We start from the raw sequence: 19,234 nt of genomic DNA on the forward strand, positions 1-19,234 counted from the left end.
GGATCGAGGTCAGGAGAGAGCATGTTCCATGTGAATTCTGAGGTCGGCGAGCTGAAACAGGTCATTCTGCACGAGCCCGGACTGGACCTCGATCGGCTGACTCCGAGCAACAAGGACGCGCTGCTCTTCGACGACGTCGTCTGGACCTCCCGGGCGCAGGACGAGCACCGCCTCTTCCAGCAGCTCTTCCGTGACCGGGGAGTGACGGTCCATCTGCTGCACAGCCTGCTCGCCGAGACGGTCAAGCACGAGGAGGCCGTGGCCTTCGTACTCGACCGCGTCCTGGACGAACGGCAGCCCCATCTGGGCGCCACGCTGGCCGATACGACCCGCCGGCTGCTCGCCGCGATGGGGCCGGAGGACCTGGCCACTCACCTGCTCGGCGGACTGACCAAGCGCGAGCTGACCGTGGCGCTGGGGGAGGGCCGCACCGGCGCCCGGTCCCTCGGACTCGACCTGCTGGCCGACGGCGACTTCGTCCTTGCGCCGCTGCCCAACTCGCTGTTCACCCGCGACACGAGCTGCTGGGTGTACGACGGCGTCTCGGTCAACCCGATGCGCAAGGCCGGCCGCAGGCGCGAGACGGTCAACTATGAGGCGATCTACCGGTTCCACCCGATGTTCGCGGACAGCGGCGCCAAGCGCTGGATCGACGGCGAAGCCATGGCACCCGCCGCGATCGAGGGAGGCGACGTGGAGGTCATCGGCAACGGCACCGTCCTGGTCGGCCTGGGCGAGCGCACCACCCCGGCCGCCGTGGAGATCCTGGCCCGTCGGCTGTTCGACGCGGGTTCCGCCCGGCAGGTGATCGCCGTGCAGCTGCCCAAGGCCCGCGCCTTCATGCATCTGGACACCGTGATGACCATGGTGGACAGGGATGCCTTCACCCTCTTCAGCGGCCTCGACCGCCGCACGTTGAGGTCCTGGACGCTCAGGCCCGCGGTCCATCAGGAGCTCGTCGTCACCGAGAACGACGACTTCTTCGCCGAGATCGGTGTCGCGCTCGGCCTGGACGCGGTGCGGGTCCTGCAGAGCGAACAGGACACCAGCGCGGCCGAGCGCGAGCAGTGGAACGACGGCTGCAACCTCCTGGCCGTCGCCCCCGGCACGGTCATCGCCTACGAGGTCAACGAGAACAGCAACCGGATGCTCGAGGAGAACGGCGTCGAAGTGCTGCGCATCAGGGGCGACCAGCTCGGCCGGGGCCGCGGAGGCCCGCGATGCATGAGCTGCCCCATCGAGCGCGCCGCCGCCTGACCCGGCGACCGACCCATCCGTCCACCGGTCCATCCGTCCACCGGTCCACCCGACCGCCTGCTTCACAGACAGAGAGGGATCCTCCGTTGTTCACCACCGCGCTGCCGGCCGTACGCCAGGCCACCCGTCGGCACTACCTCATGTGCCGTCCCACCCACTTCGACGTCACGTACGAGATCAACCCCTGGATGAACGCCGGAAAGCCCGTCGACACCGACCTGGCGATCGAGCAGTGGGACGGCCTGAGAAGGCTGTACCTGGAGTACGGCCACGCCGTCGACCTCATCGAGCCCGTCGAGGGCCTCCCGGACATGGTCTTCTCCGCCAACGGGGCGACCGTTGTCGACGACCGCGTGCTGGTGGCCAGGTTCCGCCATGCCGAACGGGCCGCCGAGGCGGCCGCCCACCGGGAGTGGTTCGCCTCCCGCGGCTACCGCGACATCCACACCGCCACCCATGTCAACGAGGCGGAGGGCGACTACATGGTGGTGGGCCGCACCGTCCTGGCCGGGACGGGGTTCCGCACCGACCCGAGGGCCCACGCCGAGCTGCGGGAGGCCCTCGGCTGCGAGGTGGTCACCCTCACCCTGACCGACCCGCGCTTCTACCACCTGGACACGGCGCTCGCCGTGCTCTCCGACACCGAGGTCGTGTACTACCCGGGAGCCTTCTCCGCGGACAGCCTCGCCACGCTGCGCGAGCTATACCCCGACGCGGTCGTCGCGGAGGAGGCCGACGCGCTGGCGTTCGGGCTCAACGCGGTCTCCGACGGGCTGCATGTGTTCCTGCCCGACACCGCCACCGGACTCGCCGCGCAGCTGCGCCGGCGCGGGTTCGAGCCGATCGGCGTCGATCTGTCCGAACTGCTCAAGGCGGGCGGCAGCGTGAAGTGCTGCACGTTGGAGATCCGCCACCAAGCCCGACACTGACGGGGAGACCAACCATGAGTACTCGCGAAAGTCACACCTACGATGTGGTTGGCGTCGGATTCGGCCCGTCCAATCTGTCGCTCGCCATCTCCCTGGAGGAGCATCACGCCAATGTGCTGACCGACCCGGTCACCTCCGCCTTCTTCGAACGCCAGCCGAAATTCGGCTGGCACCGGAACATGCTGCTGCCGTCCGCGACCATGCAGATCTCCTTCCTGAAGGACCTGGTCACCTTCCGGAATCCGGCCTCGCGGTTCAGCTTCGTCTCGTTCCTGCACGCGCAGAACCGGCTCGCGCAGTTCGTCAACCGCAAGAACTTCTTCCCGACGCGCCAGGAGTTCCACCAGTACCTGGAGTGGGCGGAGTCGCATCTGACCAACCAGGTCAGCTACAACTCGGCCGTGCTCGCCGTACGCCGGCCGCCGGGGGCCGCGCCCGGTGCCGTCGACCACGTACAGCTCGAGATCGGCGACACCGTGCGCGGCACCACCCGCACGGTGAACGCCCGCAACATCGTCGTCTCGACGGGCCTGCGACCACGCATGCCCGACGGCGTGGCGCGCGACGAACGGGTCTGGCACAGCTCGGAGTTCCTGACCAGGTACGGCCTGGCGAACCCCGCACAGCTGAAGAGCGTGGCCGTGGTCGGCGCCGGCCAGAGCGCGGTGGAGATCACCAAGTTCCTCCACGCGCGGCTGCCGCACGCCCAGGTGCACGCGGTCTTCCCGTCGTACGGATACTCCGTCGCGGACGACACGGCCTTCGCGAACCAGATCTTCGACGCCGAGGCGGTCGACGACTACTACTTCGGCGAGGACGACACGCGCGAGGCGTTCTGGCGCTACCACCGCAACACCAACTACGGGGTGGTGGACGCCGACGACATCGGGGAGCTCTACCAGATCGCCTACGACGAGGAGGTGTCCGGCGCCCGGCGGATGCACTTCCACAACCTGACAAAGGTGACCTCCGTGACGAGGGACGGGCACCTCGCACGCATACAGCTGCGCCGGCTGGACGGTGCGGAGCGGGAACTCGGCGTCGACGCGGTCGTCTTCGCCACCGGCTACGACCCGATGGACCCGACGGACCTGCTCGGTGACCTGGACCGGCACTGCCTGCGCGACGAGTCGGGCCGGCACCGCGTGACCCGCGACTACCGGCTGATCACCACACCGGAGCTGTCCTGCGGCATCTACCTCCAGGGCGCCACCGAGCACACGCACGGTCTGACGTCGTCGCTCCTGTCGAACATCGCGGTGCGCAGCGGTGAAATAGTCGACGCCATCATCAAGGAACGCGCGGAACGCAGAATGGTGAACGCCGCTGCCGCGGCCTAATCACCGGCACACCCCGACCCGTGAGCCCCTGGGATTCGTCCCCGGGGCCCCCGGGCGTGCTCGGAACAGGAAATGCGAGCCGAATGCGGGAGGAAGGCGGCGAGCCGAACACGGAGGTTTTCCTCCATGGTGCGCCCGTCCGCAGCCGCGTAACTTCATTGGCACCGTGCATATTTCGAAAGGGCCGGCAGGGCCCAGAGGGAGGGCGGCACAATGGAATCCACGGCAGACGCGATGGTCGCCGGCGCGGTGATGCTGAGCGCGACGGCGCTGCTCGCCACGGGACTCGTGTGGGTCTCGGCGAACTGGACCCGGGAACGCGGCGCCGCCGAGCGTGCCGCAGCGCAGCGGCAGCGGGAGCTGCACTCCGAAGTGGCCGAGCTGGGCCGCCGGGTGGGGGCGCTGCAGCGGCTTCTGGAGGGCGTGGACTGACGCACCGATACTCCTTCGATAAGACCGTTCTCTAGCGTCGTGCCCACAGGACATTCCAGTGGAGGCGACGCACATGACCGGTGGCGTGGAGTACGGGTACGAGCGGAAGCTGGCGGCCCTGTGGGCCGACGCGCTCGGCGTTCCGGTCGAGCGGATCCGACGAGGCGACAACTTCTTCGAGATCGGCGGGACTTCACGGGCCGCGGCCCGGCTGGTGGTGGCGCTGGAGCGCCGCCTGTCCGTCGCCGAGTTCGCCCGCACCCCCACCCTGGCCCAGATGGCCGACCTCCTTGAGCGGCGTGGCCCGGACGCCGGGAAGAGGAAGTGATCCGCCATGCGTCTCGTCATCGCCGAGGGCTCCGCGATCCTCAGGGCCGGGCTGGCACACGTGCTCGGCGCCCAGGGCCACAAACTCGCCGCGGCCGTGCACGACGTCCGGGTGCTGCCGGCGCTGGTGGCCATGCACCGCCCGGACGTGCTGATCACCAATGTCCGACTCGCGCCCACCTGGAGCGACGAGGGCGTGGACGCCGCCCTGGACATGCGGCGCCGGCAGCCGGGAACCGGCGTCCTGCTCTTCTCGGCGGCCCCCGAACCCGAGCATGCCGCCCGTCTGTTCGCGGGTGACGGGGCGGGTCTCGCGTATCTGCTCCAGGACCGCATGACCGACTCCGACGAGTTGCTGGACACGCTCACCCGGATCGCGGAGGGCGGCACGGTCGTCGACCCCCGGATGGTCCGGGCGCTCGCGGTGGGTACGACCCGCACGAGCCGCGAGGAGCGGAACGCCAGGCGCGGGGGAGGGCTCGACGTGCTCAGCGAACGGGAGTCCGAAGTCCTGGCGCTGATGGCGCAGGGCCGCACCAACAGCGCCATAGCCGAGCAACTCGTCGTCTCCCGGGGCACCGTGGAGAAACGGGTCGCGGCGGTCTTCGACAAGCTCGACATCCCGGGCAGCCCGAGCGACAACCGACGGGTGCTCGCCGTGCTGCGCTACCTCTCGGACCGTCAGGCGCCCGTGCCCGTCCCCGGAGTCGGGCAACCGGAGCCCAGGCGACGCCATTTGACGAGCGTGGCCTGAGACCCCGTACCGGCTACCACTCGATGACGTTCCTGGCGGTCAGGTCGGCCAGGAACGCCGTCACATCGGCGAGGGCCTCCTCCTCGTCGATGCCGTACTCGTCGACCAGCACCCGAGCGACGTCACCGACGCTGCGGGTGCCGTCGGCGTTCGCGTAGACGAGTGCCGCCGAACCGTCGAGCAGCAGGGCCTGGTCGGCGAAGCCGAGCAGCAGGTCCTCGCCCGAACGCCGGACACGGATGCCGAGCACACGACGGGGCACGTCGCCGGCGGCGATGGTCGGGGCGTCGGTCACGGCGTCTCCACTCGCAGGGAGATGTCCTGGCACAGGCCGAGGACCTCCCTGATCCAGGGTTTGGGGTCGGCGGCGTCGTAGCTCCGCATGGTCTCCAGGGACCAGTACCGCTCGAAGGTGAGGAACTCGGGCGCCACCGCACGCAGTCGGGTGGGCCGCCACTTGGGCATGTGACTGCCGAACTCGCCGTGGCTCTCCAGCAGTGCGTCGACGGCGTGGCCGAGGGCCCGGCGCGCGGAGATGGTCGCGCTCTCCTGATTCCCGTCCTCCAGCTGCCCCAGCGCGTCCTCGACGGCGTCGTCCGCGAGATTCAGCGACCGCATGACGAGGAAGGACTTGAAGGCGGAGTCCGCGAGGCGCTTCCCGCAGACCTCCACCCAGTCCTCTCCCAGCAGCGTCAGACAGTTGGCCATGCGCCCCAGCGAGACCTCCTCGCGGGGCGTCAGCGCCTCTCCGGCCAGATCGCGCTCGTACGCCTCCCAGGAGACCTTGGCGAGCAGTTGGTCGATCTGGCTGTCGAGCCAGTACGTCACCTCCCAGCGCCGGCCGTCCTCGTGGAACGTCTCGCTCTGCACGCCGGGCGGATCCAGGGGCATCGGGATCGGCCTGCTGGTGGGGGTGTCCCGGGCGCGGGTGGAGATGACGTACACGTCGTTGTCACTGCGCGCGTTGTTCCATCCCCGGGCGGCCGATCCCACGACCAGTGCCGCCAGACAGTCCTGAGGTATCAATTCCCTTCGGCGCAGTGGCTCAAGCCATTCCTCGGTGCTGATCTGCTGCATTTTCGGCCTCTCCCGATTCGTCAATGAGGGGCGCAGTCGGCGAAGTCCGATCGATAACGGATCGAAAAGTCGGGGGACTAGTTTTATCAACACAACCGGTGCTCACCGGAAGGCCCACCAAGCGGAGGAGTTCCCCATGAAGAAGTACATCAAGCCGTCTGCGGAGAGCGTCAAGCAGAGCTCGGTCCTGAAGAGGATGACCTGATTCTACCTGTGGGTGGGCGATTCCTTCGAGGGATCGCCCACCCACATTTTTTTTCGGCGTTCCCCGAACGCGCCGACAGGCTGAGGAGATTCGATGTGCGGCATTGCGTGCGTAGCCCGGCTCGACGGCCGGGAGCTGGGGCCGGAGACGGACTCCGTGCTCCATGAGATGGCGGAGATCCTGGACCACCGAGGCCCCGACGACCGGGAGCTGATGCGTGACGGGCCCGTCGGCATGGCTTTCACCCGGCTTTCCCTCGTGGACCCGGCGGGCGGCGGCCAGCCGCTGGTCAGCGACGACGGCTCCCTGGTGCTCATCGCCAACGGCGAGGTGTACAACCACAGGGAACTGGCCGCCGCCCTGCCGAGCGGTGTCCGTCTCCGGACGGGATCGGACTGCGAGGTGCTGCTCCACCTCTACCGGCAGCGCGGACTGGACTTCCTGCGTGACGTGCGCGGCATGTTCGGTGTCATTCTGTGGGACCGGGCCAACGGTCAACTGATCCTCGCCCGGGACCGATTCGGTGTCAAACCCCTCTACTACCAGCGCGACGGCCGGCGCATCGTGCTGTCCTCGGAGATCAAGGGCCTGTTCGCCGACCCGGCCACTCCCCGGGGCTTCGACTGGGCGCGCTCCCTGTCGGTGGCCGTGCTGCCGGCCTCGCCGCGTTTCGCGGAGCCCGACATGTGCACGTGGTTCGAGGGCGTCGAGAGCGTCCCGGCCGCCACGGTCCTGCGCATCGACCTGCGCGACGGCCGGACCACCGAGCACCACTACTGGGAGCTCCCCGCCGAACAGGACGAGGACGCCGACGCGGAGACCCTGACCGGCCGCTACGGTGAACTGCTCGAGGCCTCGGTGGCGGAATGCGCCACCGCCGACACGGAACTCGGACTGTTCCTGTCCGGCGGGATCGACTCCGGCGCGGTCCTGGCGCTCGCGGCTCCGCGCCTCGACCCCCTGCACACCTTCACCGCCCTGACCGGCGGTACCCACGACAACGGCGACGCCGAGAACGCCCAGTGGATCGCGCGCGAGCTCGGTGTGCCCAACCACCAGGTGGTGTTCCCGCGCGACCACGCGCCGTCGCCCGAGGAATGGCTGCGGCTGCTGTGGCTCACCGAGACACCGCTGTGCGGCCCCGAGGCCTACTACAAGCACGAGTTGCACCGGTTCGCGCGACGGGAGCGGCCGGAACTGCGCGGGATGCTGCTGGGCGCGGCCAGTGACGAGTTCAACGGCGGCTACTCGCGCGACCTTCTCGGCCAGGGCGACTGGCAGTCCTTCCTGGACGGACTGGCCTACCTCGACCGCGAGACCCGGCTGGAGCGCAATCCCGGGCTGGCCCGCTGGTGGACCGGCGGCGAGTCGCTGCTCGCGCTGTCCGCGCTGCACGGGGGGAGCGAGCGCCGGGGCGAGGACGTGTACCGGGCGTATGTCGAGTCCGAGTACCGCAAGGTGCAGCAGTACAACGTGTGGCACGAGGACCGGACGGCCGCCGGGAGCGGCATCGAGGCCCGGGTGCCCTTCCTCGACCACCGGCTGGTCGAACTCGTCGCGAGCGTTCCGGACCGGCTGCGGTCACGTCTGCTGTGGGACAAGCGCATCCTGCGCGACGCCATGACCTCGCGCATGCCCGAAAGGATCGCCCAGCGGCCCAAGGGCCCCTTCTTCTACGGCGTGGGTACGCGGCACGCGTACCGCATGCTCGTCCGTCTGCTGCGCGCGGACGACCACCATCTCGTGGAACGCGCGCTCTCGGCCCCGGGTGCGGACGTCTTCCTCGACGCGGACGCCGTACGGCGGCAGTTGGCCGCCCTGGGCGACGGCGACACGGACTCCCCGCAGGTCGAGATCCTGCTGCGGGTCGTCAACACGGGGCTGCTGGCCGAGATGGCGGCGAAACCGCCCCGGCTCGACGACCTCTCGACGGGGCCGGCCCTGTCCTCGCTGGGCGGCCCGGTGGCGGAGGCCGGCGAACTGTTCGCCCTGCGAACCGACTTCGACCCCGACGGTGTCCTGCGGCTCTCCGACGACGCCGACCTGCTCACCGACGACGCCGGCACCTGGTTCCTGCTGCGGGAAGGGCAGATCGAGTACGTCTTCGAGGGCGATTCGCCCATCCTGCGGATCCTGCGCGGGCTTCGCGGAGCACCCTCGCTGGAGGGCGCCCTCCGCACCGCCGATGCCGAACTGGACGAGGTCCGCGCCGAGTTGGACGAGCTGCTGGGCCAGGGACTGCTCGGGTGGGCGTCATGAGCGGGGCGAGCCGCGCGGCACAGCCGGCCCGGGGCGCGAACGTGTCGCGGCTGCCGGCCGCGCCGGGCGGCCCGTACCAGCGACTGGCCCGCGAACAACTGGTGCCGGGCACGGCCGCGGCCAGGCCGGTGCTGAGCACCTACGCCAGCCGCTTCGGCCGCTGGGACGACCTGGCCGGGGTGCGCCGCAAGCCGCAGCGCCGTCCGGTGGACCCGGCCGACCTGTACTTCCCGCCCGAGCTGCATCCCGTGGTGTCCCATCCCCTCGTCGTCGCGCGGGGGCCGGCCACCGTGCGCACCCTGCTCCTGCACCGCTTGTACGACTACCTCGACTTCACCACCGAACTGGAGAACCTCGCGGTCATCCCGGTGGCGGCGAAGATCGCCCGGGGCGCCTCCGGTCTCCTCCTGCCACGGCAGATGCAGGCCGACGCCTTCAAGATCGTCACCGACGAGGCATGGCACGCGCAGTTCTCCTACGACTTCACGCAGGAGCTCGAACGCGTCACCGGTGTGCCCGGGGGAGGCGGCGGCGTTCCCGCGTTCGTACGGCGTCTGGACGAGATCGCCGCCCAACTGCCCCAGGAAATCGCGGGGTTGGAGGCCCTGGTCTTCTCGATCGTCAGCGAGACCCTGATCTCCGGCATCCTGTCGGAGCTCCCGCGGGACGAGCGGCTGCCCCGCCCCGTACGGGACCTGGTCCGCGACCACGCCGAGGACGAGGGGCGCCATCATGTCTACTTCCGGTCGGTGCTCAGGCATCTGTGGCCGGCGCTGACCCTCCGCGAGCGGCGCGCCGTCGGACCGCATGTGCCGGCGATCATCCAGGCGTTCCTCACCCCTGACCACACGCAGGTGGCGAACCGGCTCGCGGCCGTCGGACTCTCGGACGAGGAGATCGTCCAGGTCGTCACCGAGTCCTGGCCGGAGCCCGAACTGACGGCCGCCATCGCGCAGTCGGCGGCTCCCGCCGTCCGGTACTTCACCGAGGTGGGGGCCCTCGACGACGGCCGCACGCACTACGCCTTCACGGAAGCCGGGCTGCTCGCGGGTGACGCGGAGCCGGGCACCGACCCCATGGGAGGGACACGGTTGTGACTGCTGTGATCACCGGGCGGCCGACGCCGTCGTCCACCTCGTTCTGGCGTTACTGGACGGCGACGACCGTGAGCGGGTTCGGCTCGGCCGTCACCCTGGTCGCCCTGCCGCTGGTGGCCGTGACCGTGCTCCACGCGTCGGCCGCCCAGGTCGGCCTGCTCGCCGCCGCCGGGCAGGCCGGGTGGCTGATCCTCGGGCTGCCCGCGGGCGTCATCGTCCAGCGCTTTCCCCTGCGCGCGCTCCAGGTGGCCACCGACCTCATACGTCTTCTCGCGCTGGCCTCCATCCCCCTCGCATGGTGGCTGGGACACCTGGCCTACGCGCACCTCGTGGTGGCGGCCCTGACCGTCGGGCTCGCGACGGTCGTCTTCGACGTCGGCAACGCCACCTTCCTGCCGGCCGTCGTCGACAAGAAGGACCTGATCGCCCGCAACGGTCTGATGTCGGGCACCCTCGCCGTGACCCAGACGGGCGGCCCCTCCCTCGGGGGCCTGCTGGTCCAGCTGTCGGGGCCGGTGGGAGCTCTGTGCGTCGACGCCGTGAGCTATCTCGTGTCGGCTCTGACCCTGCGCACCCTGCCCGAGTCGCCACGTCCCACCAGGGCCTCGCCCGCCCGGGCGGGGTTCGCCCGGCAGATCCGCGACGGGTGGGAGTTCGTCGTCCGGCACCCCGTGCTGAGGCCGTGCATGTGGTGGGCGACCGCCACGAACTTCGTGTGCGGCGCTCTGGTGGCGCTCACGCCCACCTATCTGGTCCGCGAGGCGCACCTGACGCCCTTCACGGTGGGGCTTCTGATCGCCGCCGACGGGATCGGCGCACTGGCCGGCTCCTTCGCCGCGGCACGGCTGGCGGCCCGGTTCGGCACCGCGCGCGTCCTGGTCCTCGCCTCCCTGACCGGCGCCGTGCTGGCCCTGGCCATGCCGCTGACGGTGGGGCTCGGCAGCGCCTTCTTCTTCGTGGTCGGCAACGCCGGTTTCAACGGCGGTGTCGTGATCGGAAGCATCGTGACCCGGACGCATCGTCAGACGGAGTCACCGCCCCGGCTGCTGGCCCGGGTGATGGCGACCGTGCGCTTCGTCTCGTGGGGGGCGTCCCCCGTGGGCGCGGTCACCGGCAGCCTCGTGGCGGCGACCGCGGGACTGCGTCCGGCGCTCTGGCTGGTGTGCGCGTGCGCCTTCGTCGGGCCGGCCGTTCTCCTGACGAGCCGGGTCGGCGAGCGAAGGGATCTGACTCGGGAAACGGCCGTCGGAAGTCTCAAAGCGTGATCCAGTAACGGCGTTTCACACCGATCGGGGTGGTGCGGACGTCCTCCAGAACGCCTCCGTTCGCCTCTATCGTGCGGGCGGAGGCGGTGTTGCCGTCGTCGCAGGTCAACAGGACCCGCTCCAGGCCCTGTCGGCGCGCCTCGGGCAGGATCGCGCCGAGGGCCCAGGTGGCGTGGCCCCGCCGGCGGGCCGAAGGGCGGACGCTGTAGCCGATGTTGCCGCCGCCCTCCAGCAGGAAGGCGTTCAGATAGTGCCGTACGTCGATCGCGCCCAGGTAGGTGGCGTCCTCGACGATCCACAGGTGCGTCGCGTGCACGCTGCCCTCCGGCATGGGCAGCGACCGGTCCGACTGCGCCCGCAGGCGCTCGACCCACTCCTCGAAGCCCGACGCGGTGTCGAGATCCGGTCCCGCCAGCCGCAGTCCGGAGCCGTCCTGATGAGCGTCCGGGCCCCACTCCTGGCGGGCCTGGGTCCAGGAGGTCCTCAAACGCGTGGTGGGCTCTATGAGTTGGAGCATGCCGGGAGATTAACATTCGGTTTCTGTCGGCAAGAAGGCCGCTTTTCCTGCGAACTCTTGATCTGGTCCCGCGGAATATGACATGACTGTGTCGTCGCGACGCCCGAAATCAATTCGAGAGAGGCCCACAGCCATGAGGCAAAGCACTCTTCTGATGCCGGCAGAGCTTCACGCGTACATGATGGCGCACAGCACCGCACCCGACGCGATCCAGGAGCGCCTGGCCGAGCGGACCAAGGAGTTCGCGGACGTCGCCCACTGGCAGACCGCTCCGGAACAGAGCCCTTTCCTGACGCTGTTGGTCCAGACGCTGGGCGTGCAGAACGCGGTCGAGGTCGGCACGTTCACCGGTATGTCGGCGCTTGCGATAGCCCGTGGCCTGCGGCCCGGCGGCAGGCTGCTGGCCTGCGACGTCGACGACACCTGGACCCCCCTCGCCCGGGAGGCGTGGCAGGCCGCCGGGGTCGAGGACCGAATCGAACTGCGTATCGCGCCGGCGATCGAGACGTTGCGCTCCCTGCCGAACACCGATCGGATCGATTTCTCTTTCGTGGACGCGGAGAAGACCGGGTACTGGGACTACTTCAGTGAACTCGTCGTCCGTACCCGGCCCGGCGGCCTCCTGGTATTCGACAACGTCTTCCGCAAGGGGCGGGTACTCAGTCCCTCCAGCGAGGTCGACGACGCCATCGTCGATTTCAACGACAGGCTCGCCAAGGACGACCGCGTCGATGTCGTCATGCTGCCGATCGCCGACGGAATGACCATCGCGCGCCGCAGGCCGTGACGCCCTGCCGCCCGGCCCCGCCCTCCCGGCGCGGGGCCGGACGACGTCATCGGTGCAGTACCGCCCCGAGCGCCTCGCGGAGACCGGCGATCGCCTCGGCGGCATCGTCCACGGGTGCCGACCGGCGCCAGGCGATGACGCAGTCGGGGCGGACCAGCAGACAACCGAGCTCGTCGAGGCCCTCGGCCACCCGCTGCCAGGAGCCGTAGACGTCACGGGCGCCGTCCTCGTCGATCCGGACCACCTTCAACGGGATGCCGAACTCGGCCGCGCACACCCGCGCGGCCTCGGACCAGAGCTGTCCGGCCAGTCCCGTCACCACGGTGAAGCCCCCGCCGCCGACCAGGTCCAGGGTGGAGAGACGATGCCCCCCGGTGTCGACGAGCCAGGCGTGGGGGAGTTTGGCCCCCGGCCGGGTGGACGGCTGCGCGTACAGGTCGCGGTCGCGGCGCCATTCCTCGGCGGGGCCTTCGTCGGGCACCACCGCCGATGAGACGTAACGCTGGTTCATCTCCACGCCGTGGGCGCTGAACTCGAAGTGTTTGAGCTGTACGGCCTCGGCCAGTTCCCGTCTGCGCCGGGCGCCCTCGGCGGTCGGCAGCCGGCTGCGGCGCACACCGGCCGCGGCGTCGCCGGCCAGCAGGCCGTCGCCGAGCCCCAGCGCCTCGAAGAGGGGGACGAACTCGCCCGTGCTGCGATTGGCCCGGGTGACGACCTGCTCCCCGACCGGGGCCCGTTCGGCGCTGTAGGTCTCCAGGAGCGCCGGACCGGCCTGGCCGCGCAGGACGTGGGCGAGTTTCCACGCCAGGTTGTAGGAGTCCTGGACCGAGGTGTTCGAGCCGAGGCCGTTGGACGGCGGGTGCCGGTGCACCGCGTCACCGGCGCAGAAGACCCGGCCGGCCGAATAGGCCTTCGCGTACATGTCGTTGACGGTCCACAGCGAGGTCGACTCGATCCGGACGTCGATGTCCCGGTCGCCGAGGAGACCGGTCACGACGCGCCTGGCCTCCGCGTGGTCGAGGACGGGTTCCGGGCCGTCGATGTCGTATCCCCACACCGCCATCCACTTGTTCCACGGCCTGACCATGCGCAGGGCGCCCATGCCGATGCCGCCGATTCCCTCGCCGGGGCGGACCACCCAGTACAGGACGCCGGGCCGGTGCTGCACATAGCGGGTGAGGTCGGCCTCGAAGACGATGTTCATGCTGCCCCCCTTGCCCTCCTCGCCGACGAAGGGGAGGCCGATCTGATCCGCGACCCGGCTGCGTCCGCCGTCCGCGCCGATCAGGTAGCGGGCGCGCAGGGTGAACTCGTCCCCGCGCAGCCGGTCGCGCAGCAGCGCGGTGACGCCCTCGGAGTCCTGCTCCAGGGCGAGGAACTCGGTGTCGAAGCGGACCGTCGCGCCGCGCCGGGCGGCGTTGCCGATCAGCACGGGCTCCAGGTAGGGCTGCGGCAGATCGAGCATCGGGCACGGGCTCGCCCCGGCGTACTCCGTCAGCCGCTCGTCCTCCGTGCCCCAGGTGCGGATGCGGGCTATCTCCTCACCGGCGAGGCTGGTGCAGAAGACGTTCTCACCCATCAGGCGTTGCGGGGTGCCCACCGACAGCGCCTCGTCCTCGACGCCGAGGTCCCGCAGCACCTCCATGGTCCGCTGATTGGTGATGTGGGCGCGGGGACTGTCGGCCACCCAGCCGTGCTTGCCGATGACCACGGTGCGTACGCCGTAGGTGGCCAGCGCCAGCGCGGCGGCGCCGCCGGCCGGGCCGCCGCCCACGACCAGGACGTCCGTGTCGAAATCGCCCTCACTTCGCATGCGCTACTCCCGTCGAAACATCGAAATTTCGAAACATCGCAAAACAGCGTCGGCGTCATTCCCCGCACATGTATTTCCGCGTGTACGACCCCGGAAATGGTCGAGCTCTCGGCGCGGGCCCAGCGTGGCAGCGGGCGCCGGGAGCAGGCAACCTGCCAGGAGCGGGGGCTCGCCGGTGTCCCGTCGACAGGACATTCAGTTCCGCATTCACCTGCCAGCCGCTATGTTCGAGAGCGGTCGGAACTCGCTGCAGAAATACAGAAGGACGTTCCCATGCCACTTTTCATACCTCGGAATGGACGCTGAGATCATGCGCGTTCACTCCTCACTCATTCCGCGCGGATTGAACGAAGATGTTCTGGCGAGATGCCTGTCTGCGGCCGGGCCGGACCGGTGCCGTGTGGTCACCCCGCGGCAGCGCGACAAAATGGCGGGCAGCGGTGCATTCCGTGACCGAGGCGCCCATGCCGTCCTTTCACCCACTTCCGTCGAAGAGGTCCGCTCGCTGCTCCGGGACCTCGCCGCGGACGACCGCGGGCCGGGCGCCCTCCGGGTGCAGCCCTGCAGCACAGGGCTCAACTGGGGCTTCGGCGCGGACCAGCCGGTCGAGGACGGTGCCGTCCTGATGGAACTGCGGGGCCTCGCGGCCATCCGCGAACTGGACCTGGACAACGGCATCGCGGTCGTCGAACCCGGCGTCAGCCAGGGCATGCTGGCCGAGCGGCTCAAGGGCAGCCCCTACCTGCTCAACGTCACCGCCTCGTCCTCCCACACCAGCGTCGTGGGCAACGCGCTGGACCGCGGTGTCGGGCTGCACCGGCAGCGCACCGACGACATCCTGGGGCTCGAAGTGGTCCTGGCCGACGGCACAGTGGTGCACGTCGGCCGCTGGCCCGGGCCCCGCCTCGCACCGGCCCCCTACGCCCATCAGGTCGGTCCCGGCCTCGCGGAACTGTTCGTCCAGTCGGGCCTGGGAGTGGTCACCGCGGCGGCCGTACGCCTGATGCCCCGCCCCGAGACCTTCCGCGTGGTGCGGCTGGCCTTCGCCGCCACCGCCCTCCCGGAGGCGGTCCGGTTCCTCGCCGGGGCGCGGGCGGACCGGCTGGCGTCCGGAGTGATCAAGGTCTTCAGCTCGCAGGCGGCCGTCGCCTACGGCGGGACGTCCGACGCCGGCTACTTCGCCTACCTGTACATCGGCGGCGCCGCGCGCACGGTCGACTGCGCGGTCGACGTCCTCACCGAACGGGCCGCCCGCGCCGGGGTGTTCGCACCGCCCCGCGTCCACGGCCCCGACGACCACGGGGCGACGATCGCCGAACACGCCACCCTGCGCGCCTACGCCGGTGATCCGACCGCCAACGACGCCATGGTCGAGGACATCTTCCGGGTTCCCGTCCGGGAGACCGAACTGAGGGGAACGGCGGGCTGGCTGTTCTTCACCCCCGTTCTCCCGCTGAACGGCGCGGCGCCGGCCAGGGCGGCCGAGCTGCTGACCTCGGCGGTCGGGCAGCTGGGCGCCGGGATGGTCGTCGGCCACACCTTCAACGTGATGCCCGGGGGCTGGGTCGACATGGTCGTCTCCATCCGTTTCCCCCGGGACACCGCCACCTCACGGCGTGCCCAGGCGCTCCTGGACGTACTCCACGACCGGTTCGCGGGAGCCGGTTTCCTGCCGTACCGCCTCGACATCGACCACGCGGACGCAGCCGCCAAGCTGCGTGACGAACCGGAGTTGGAGGACCTGCTCGCCCGGCTCAAGGACCTCCTCGACCCCCACCACCTGATATCCGGGGGACGCTATGCAGCTCACCGATGACTTCCCCCGTCACCTCGTCACCACCGCCGACCTGTCCACCACGCACGTCGAGCGACTGCTCGCCGAGGCCGCACGGCTGCGCGAGACGCCCCCGAAGCGCGCGCAGACCCTCCTGGACGGCGCGATCGTCGCCACCCTGTTCTTCCAGCCCAGCACCCGTACCAGGCTCGGTTTCGAGGCGGCGGCGCTGCGCCTGGGCGCCCGAGTGACGGGCTTCGCCGACCCGAGCACCTCGCGTTCCGTCGACTACATCGGCGAGAGCCTCGAAGACACGGCGAGGGTCGTCTCCGAACTCAGCGACGCCCTGGTGCTGCGTCACTACGTCACCGGAGCCGCCCACAGGGCCGCGCAGGCCGCCGTCTGCCCCGTCGTCAACGGCGGTGACGGCTCCAACGAACATCCCACGCAGGCGCTCAGCGACATCTGGACCATGACGCGCCGGCTGGGCGGTCTGGACGGGGCCGTCGTCGGCCTCGTCGGTGACCCCGGCACCCGGGTGCTGCGCTCGCTGGTGCACCTGCTCACGCGCGTTCCGGTGAAGCTGCTGCTGTTCCTGGTTCCGCCCGCGGCACCCCTGATCATGGCGGGCATCGACGCCGTCACGCACACCACCCTGCCGGCCGACCTGGTGGCGGTCCTGGAGGAGTCCGGCACGGCGTACGAGTTCCGCTCCGACGTCACCGAACTGCTCGCCGAGGCCGACGTCGTCGAGATGATGCCGATCGACGTCCCGTCCCTGGAGACCCGGCCGTCCGCGCTGAGTTCACACGTGTACGTGACCCCGGAGCCCTACCGCATCACCGCTGCCAAGATCCGGGCGGTCGGATCCAGGGCGCTGATCCTGCACCCGGGGCCGCGCAAGGACGAACTCCACCCGGATGTGGAGGGAACGCCGGGCGGCCTGTACTTCGAACAGGTCAAGGACTCCCTGTACCTGCGGATGGCCGTACTCACACAGTTGGTGACGCGCAGGTGAGAACTTCGAGGACGGATGTGACCGGTCCCGCGCCGGCCCGAGCAGCCGTAGAACCAGAAGCAGCCGTAGAACCAGAAGCAGCCGTGGACGCCGGGACGATCGGCTTCGACGAGATCCTGCGCCGGGTGCGGGCCCTGGCGCCGCGGATCACCGCGCGCTCCGAGGAGATCGAGAACGCCCGCCGGCTGCCCCGCGACCTGGTGGAGGATCTCCGCCGGTGCGGCGTCTTCCGGGCGACGATGCCCGGTGCGTGGGGCGGGCCCGAGCTGACGTCGATGGAGCAGATCGAACTCATCGAGGCGGTGTCGGCCGCCGACGCCGCCGTCGGCTGGTGCGTCATGATCGGAATGGACTCGGGCATCTACGCCGGGCACCTGACCCCCGACGCGGCCGCGGAACTCTACCCCCGGCTCGACCTCGTCACCGCCGGGTGGATCGCCCCGGCCGGAGCGGCCCACGAGACGACCGGCGGCTACCTCGTGGACGGGCACTGGCGGTTCGGCAGCGGTTGCACCCACGCGGACGTCATCGCGGGCGGCTGCACCGTCCACCGCGACGGCAGGCCGCTGCTGGACCGGGCCGGGAAACCGGTCACCAGGATCGTGCTGGCGCCGTCCGCCTCCTACGCCGTCGAGGACACCTGGCACACCACCGGCCTCGCGGGTACGGGCAGTTGTGACTACCGGGCCGGGCAGCTCTTCGTCCCCGCCGAGCACACGTTCTCCTTCGACGAGCCCAGGCGTGACGAACCGATGTACCGGCGCTCGGACACCGTCGTCAGGAAGATGCCGGGTGTTCCGCTCGGTCTGGCCCGCTCCGCCATCGACCACGTCCACGGCCTCGTCGACAGTCGATTCGAGGGACCCGGCGTGCCGTGGCGGTCCTCCCGCCATGTCCAGGCCGTCCTGGCCGAGTGCGAGATGCGGCTCACCGTGGCCCGCTCCGCCGTCCACGCGAGTGTCGAAGCCGTGTGGGAGCGCCTCGTCGCCGGCGGACAACCGACGCGGAAGGAGCGAGCCGACGCCGCCCTGGCCCGCTACCACGCCTTCCGTAGCGCCCGCACCATCGCCCACACGCTCTACGACCTCGTGGGCGGAGACGCCACGCACCGTTCGAGGACGCCCCTGGACCGCGCGGTCCGGGACAGCACCACGGCGTGCCAGCACGTCGTGGGCCAGCACCGCGTCCTCGAATGGAGCGGCCGGCTCCTCCTCGGCGACGAACCAGGAGTTGCGTTCGTCTGAACCGCAGCCGACCTCACGCGCCTCACGAACGGAGGAAACCCGTGTCCCAGGACCGCAGACTGGCAGCGATCGGGCACGTCCTGCACCCAGGCGTGCCACCCCTCGTCGAGCCCTTCCCCGAAACACCCACGGCGTGGGCCCAGGCCCATGCCTTGAGCTGGCCGGACCTCCCGGACCGCTGCGTGGTGCGGCTCATCGACGCCGGCGCCTTCGAAGGCGCGGCGGTGCGCACCGAGTTCCGTGCCGCCCGGCTGCTCGGCGAGGAGGGCATAGGCCCGGCCGTCCGGCACGCCGACGCCGAGCTGGGCGTGCTGGTGATGGACCCGGTGGACGGCCACCCGGTGCGTCCGGCCGCCCGGTGGCAGGCGCTGTCCGTGGCGGACCTGCTGGCCCGGCTGCACTCCCTCGACTGGGACGACCCCGCCAAGCTGTACGCCGACAAGCGCCGGGCCGCCAACGACAGCGTGCTGCGGTCAACGGAACGATTCCCCACGCTCGCCCTCTTCGGTGAGGCACTACGCGCCTTCGACGCGCTCCGCGCCGGCCTGCGCGGCCTCGCCGTCCCGAAGGCCCTGTGCCACAACGACCTCAATCCCGGCAACATGCTCTTCGACGGACGGCGCGGCTGGCTGATCGACTTCGACCACGTCGGCCTCGGCGACCCCCTCTTCGACGTGGCCACGGCCATCGACTCGCTCGGCCTCGGGCCGAAGGAGACCGACGCCTTCCTGGTGCGCTACTTCGGCCGTCCGGTCACCAGGGACGAGGCGGCACGGCTCGAACTGCTGGGCTGTCTGGCCCTGTTGCGCTACGGACTGAGCGCGCTCTCCCTCGTCCCGGAGGAACTCCTGCCCGGCCTCGTGTCGTGGACCCCCGACGACGTCGGCAGGGCGTGGGTGTTCGAGCGGTCCGCACACGAGCCTCTGGGACGATCCGTCTTCCGCCTCGGCCTGGGCTTCGCCACGGCCGGGCTCGCCCGGCTGCGCAGGGAACCGGCCGCCCGCGCCCTGCGCACGCTCGGCATCGGGACGGATGTCACGGCGCGGCGTGAGCCGGCGCGGGTGGGGGGTGGCCATGCGTAGCGGTGATCGCAGGGCGTCGGCCCGGTATGTCGTTGCGGTGGGGTCGTCTCGGTTGCG

The 19,234-nt window shown here is 70.4% G+C and carries 18 protein-coding genes; 14 read left to right on the plus strand and 4 right to left on the minus strand.

Annotation, left to right across the window (positions count from 1 at the left end; genetic code table 11):
* Positions 1-21: 21 nt before the first annotated feature.
* From ABZT17_RS30170 to ABZT17_RS30195, 6 genes are all read left to right on the plus strand, one after another.
* Positions 22-1,257 carry an arginine deiminase gene (locus ABZT17_RS30170; RefSeq protein WP_356353322.1) on the plus strand — a complete coding sequence of 412 codons (1,236 nt, stop codon included), beginning with the start codon at positions 22-24 and terminating at the stop codon, positions 1,255-1,257.
* 86 nt (positions 1,258-1,343) lie between these two features.
* Positions 1,344-2,186 (plus strand): dimethylargininase, encoded by an 843-nt coding sequence (gene ddaH / locus ABZT17_RS30175; RefSeq protein WP_356353324.1) that lies wholly within the window; start codon positions 1,344-1,346, stop codon positions 2,184-2,186.
* A gap of 14 nt (positions 2,187-2,200) precedes the next feature.
* Positions 2,201-3,526, plus strand: a complete 1,326-nt coding sequence (locus tag ABZT17_RS30180) for a SidA/IucD/PvdA family monooxygenase (protein ID WP_356353326.1) — start codon at positions 2,201-2,203, stop codon at positions 3,524-3,526.
* A gap of 213 nt (positions 3,527-3,739) precedes the next feature.
* Positions 3,740-3,958, plus strand: coding sequence for a hypothetical protein (locus ABZT17_RS30185; RefSeq protein WP_266957259.1), 219 nt, complete (start codon positions 3,740-3,742; stop codon positions 3,956-3,958).
* A 73-nt stretch (positions 3,959-4,031) separates the two neighbouring features.
* Positions 4,032-4,286 carry an acyl carrier protein gene (locus ABZT17_RS30190; RefSeq protein ID WP_356353328.1) on the plus strand — a complete coding sequence of 85 codons (255 nt, stop codon included), beginning with the start codon at positions 4,032-4,034 and terminating at the stop codon, positions 4,284-4,286.
* 6 nt (positions 4,287-4,292) lie between these two features.
* Positions 4,293-5,039, plus strand: coding sequence for a response regulator transcription factor (locus ABZT17_RS30195; RefSeq protein ID WP_356353331.1), 747 nt, complete (start codon positions 4,293-4,295; stop codon positions 5,037-5,039).
* A gap of 13 nt (positions 5,040-5,052) precedes the next feature.
* Here the strand turns inward: ABZT17_RS30195 and ABZT17_RS30200 are convergent, their stop codons facing one another.
* Together ABZT17_RS30200 and ABZT17_RS30205 are read right to left on the minus strand one after the other, a co-directional pair.
* Positions 5,053-5,334, minus strand: coding sequence for a PqqD family protein (locus tag ABZT17_RS30200; RefSeq protein WP_356353333.1), 282 nt, complete (start codon positions 5,332-5,334; stop codon positions 5,053-5,055).
* Positions 5,331-6,116, minus strand: coding sequence for a hypothetical protein (locus tag ABZT17_RS30205; RefSeq protein WP_356353335.1), 786 nt, complete (start codon positions 6,114-6,116; stop codon positions 5,331-5,333). The genes ABZT17_RS30200 and ABZT17_RS30205 overlap by 4 nt, the downstream gene beginning before the upstream one ends.
* 298 nt (positions 6,117-6,414) lie before the next feature.
* Between ABZT17_RS30205 and asnB the strand changes: the two genes are divergently transcribed.
* The 3 genes from asnB to ABZT17_RS30220 are packed head-to-tail and all read left to right on the plus strand — an operon-like array spanning position 6,415 to position 10,942.
* Positions 6,415-8,580 carry an asparagine synthase (glutamine-hydrolyzing) gene (gene asnB, locus ABZT17_RS30210; protein ID WP_356353337.1) on the plus strand — a complete coding sequence of 722 codons (2,166 nt, stop codon included), beginning with the start codon at positions 6,415-6,417 and terminating at the stop codon, positions 8,578-8,580.
* Positions 8,577-9,677 carry a diiron oxygenase gene (locus tag ABZT17_RS30215; protein WP_356353339.1) on the plus strand — a complete coding sequence of 367 codons (1,101 nt, stop codon included), beginning with the start codon at positions 8,577-8,579 and terminating at the stop codon, positions 9,675-9,677. Before asnB ends, ABZT17_RS30215 begins: the two co-directional genes overlap by 4 nt.
* Entirely contained in the window at positions 9,674-10,942 is a 1,269-nt protein-coding gene (locus ABZT17_RS30220) for an MFS transporter (protein WP_356353341.1), read from the plus strand. The genes ABZT17_RS30215 and ABZT17_RS30220 overlap by 4 nt, the downstream gene beginning before the upstream one ends.
* Here ABZT17_RS30220 and ABZT17_RS30225 read toward each other — a convergent pair.
* Complete coding sequence (locus tag ABZT17_RS30225; protein WP_356353343.1) at positions 10,932-11,459, minus strand: GNAT family N-acetyltransferase; 528 nt, start codon at positions 11,457-11,459, stop codon at positions 10,932-10,934. The two genes, ABZT17_RS30220 and ABZT17_RS30225, sit on opposite strands and share 11 nt — an antisense overlap.
* Positions 11,460-11,613: 154 nt before the next feature.
* Between ABZT17_RS30225 and ABZT17_RS30230 the strand changes: the two genes are divergently transcribed.
* A complete protein-coding gene (locus ABZT17_RS30230; RefSeq protein ID WP_356353345.1) occupies positions 11,614-12,246 on the plus strand; it encodes an O-methyltransferase in 633 nt (210 codons plus the stop codon).
* Between the two features lie 46 nt (positions 12,247-12,292).
* Here ABZT17_RS30230 and ABZT17_RS30235 read toward each other — a convergent pair whose 3' ends face one another.
* Positions 12,293-14,059: an FAD-dependent monooxygenase gene (locus ABZT17_RS30235; RefSeq protein ID WP_356353347.1), complete on the minus strand. Its 1,767-nt coding sequence runs from the start codon at positions 14,057-14,059 to the stop codon at positions 12,293-12,295.
* Positions 14,060-14,486: 427 nt separating this feature from the next.
* Here ABZT17_RS30235 and ABZT17_RS30240 point away from each other — a divergent pair, with 427 nt between their 5' ends.
* From ABZT17_RS30240 to ABZT17_RS30255, 4 genes are all read left to right on the plus strand, one after another.
* Entirely contained in the window at positions 14,487-15,875 is a 1,389-nt protein-coding gene (locus ABZT17_RS30240) for an FAD-binding oxidoreductase (RefSeq protein ID WP_356353349.1), read from the plus strand.
* Complete coding sequence (locus ABZT17_RS30245; RefSeq protein WP_356353351.1) at positions 15,859-16,851, plus strand: hypothetical protein; 993 nt, start codon at positions 15,859-15,861, stop codon at positions 16,849-16,851. The genes ABZT17_RS30240 and ABZT17_RS30245 overlap by 17 nt, the downstream gene beginning before the upstream one ends.
* Before the next feature lie 83 nt (positions 16,852-16,934).
* Entirely contained in the window at positions 16,935-18,095 is a 1,161-nt protein-coding gene (locus ABZT17_RS30250; RefSeq protein ID WP_356353353.1) for an acyl-CoA dehydrogenase family protein, read from the plus strand.
* A 41-nt stretch (positions 18,096-18,136) separates the two neighbouring features.
* Positions 18,137-19,177 (plus strand): phosphotransferase, encoded by a 1,041-nt coding sequence (locus ABZT17_RS30255; protein WP_356353355.1) that lies wholly within the window; start codon positions 18,137-18,139, stop codon positions 19,175-19,177.
* Positions 19,178-19,234 lie beyond the last annotated feature (57 nt).

Origin of the sequence: Streptomyces sp. NPDC005648, from assembly GCF_040605395.1 — a bacterium.
GTDB lineage: Bacteria > Actinomycetota > Actinomycetes > Streptomycetales > Streptomycetaceae > Streptomyces.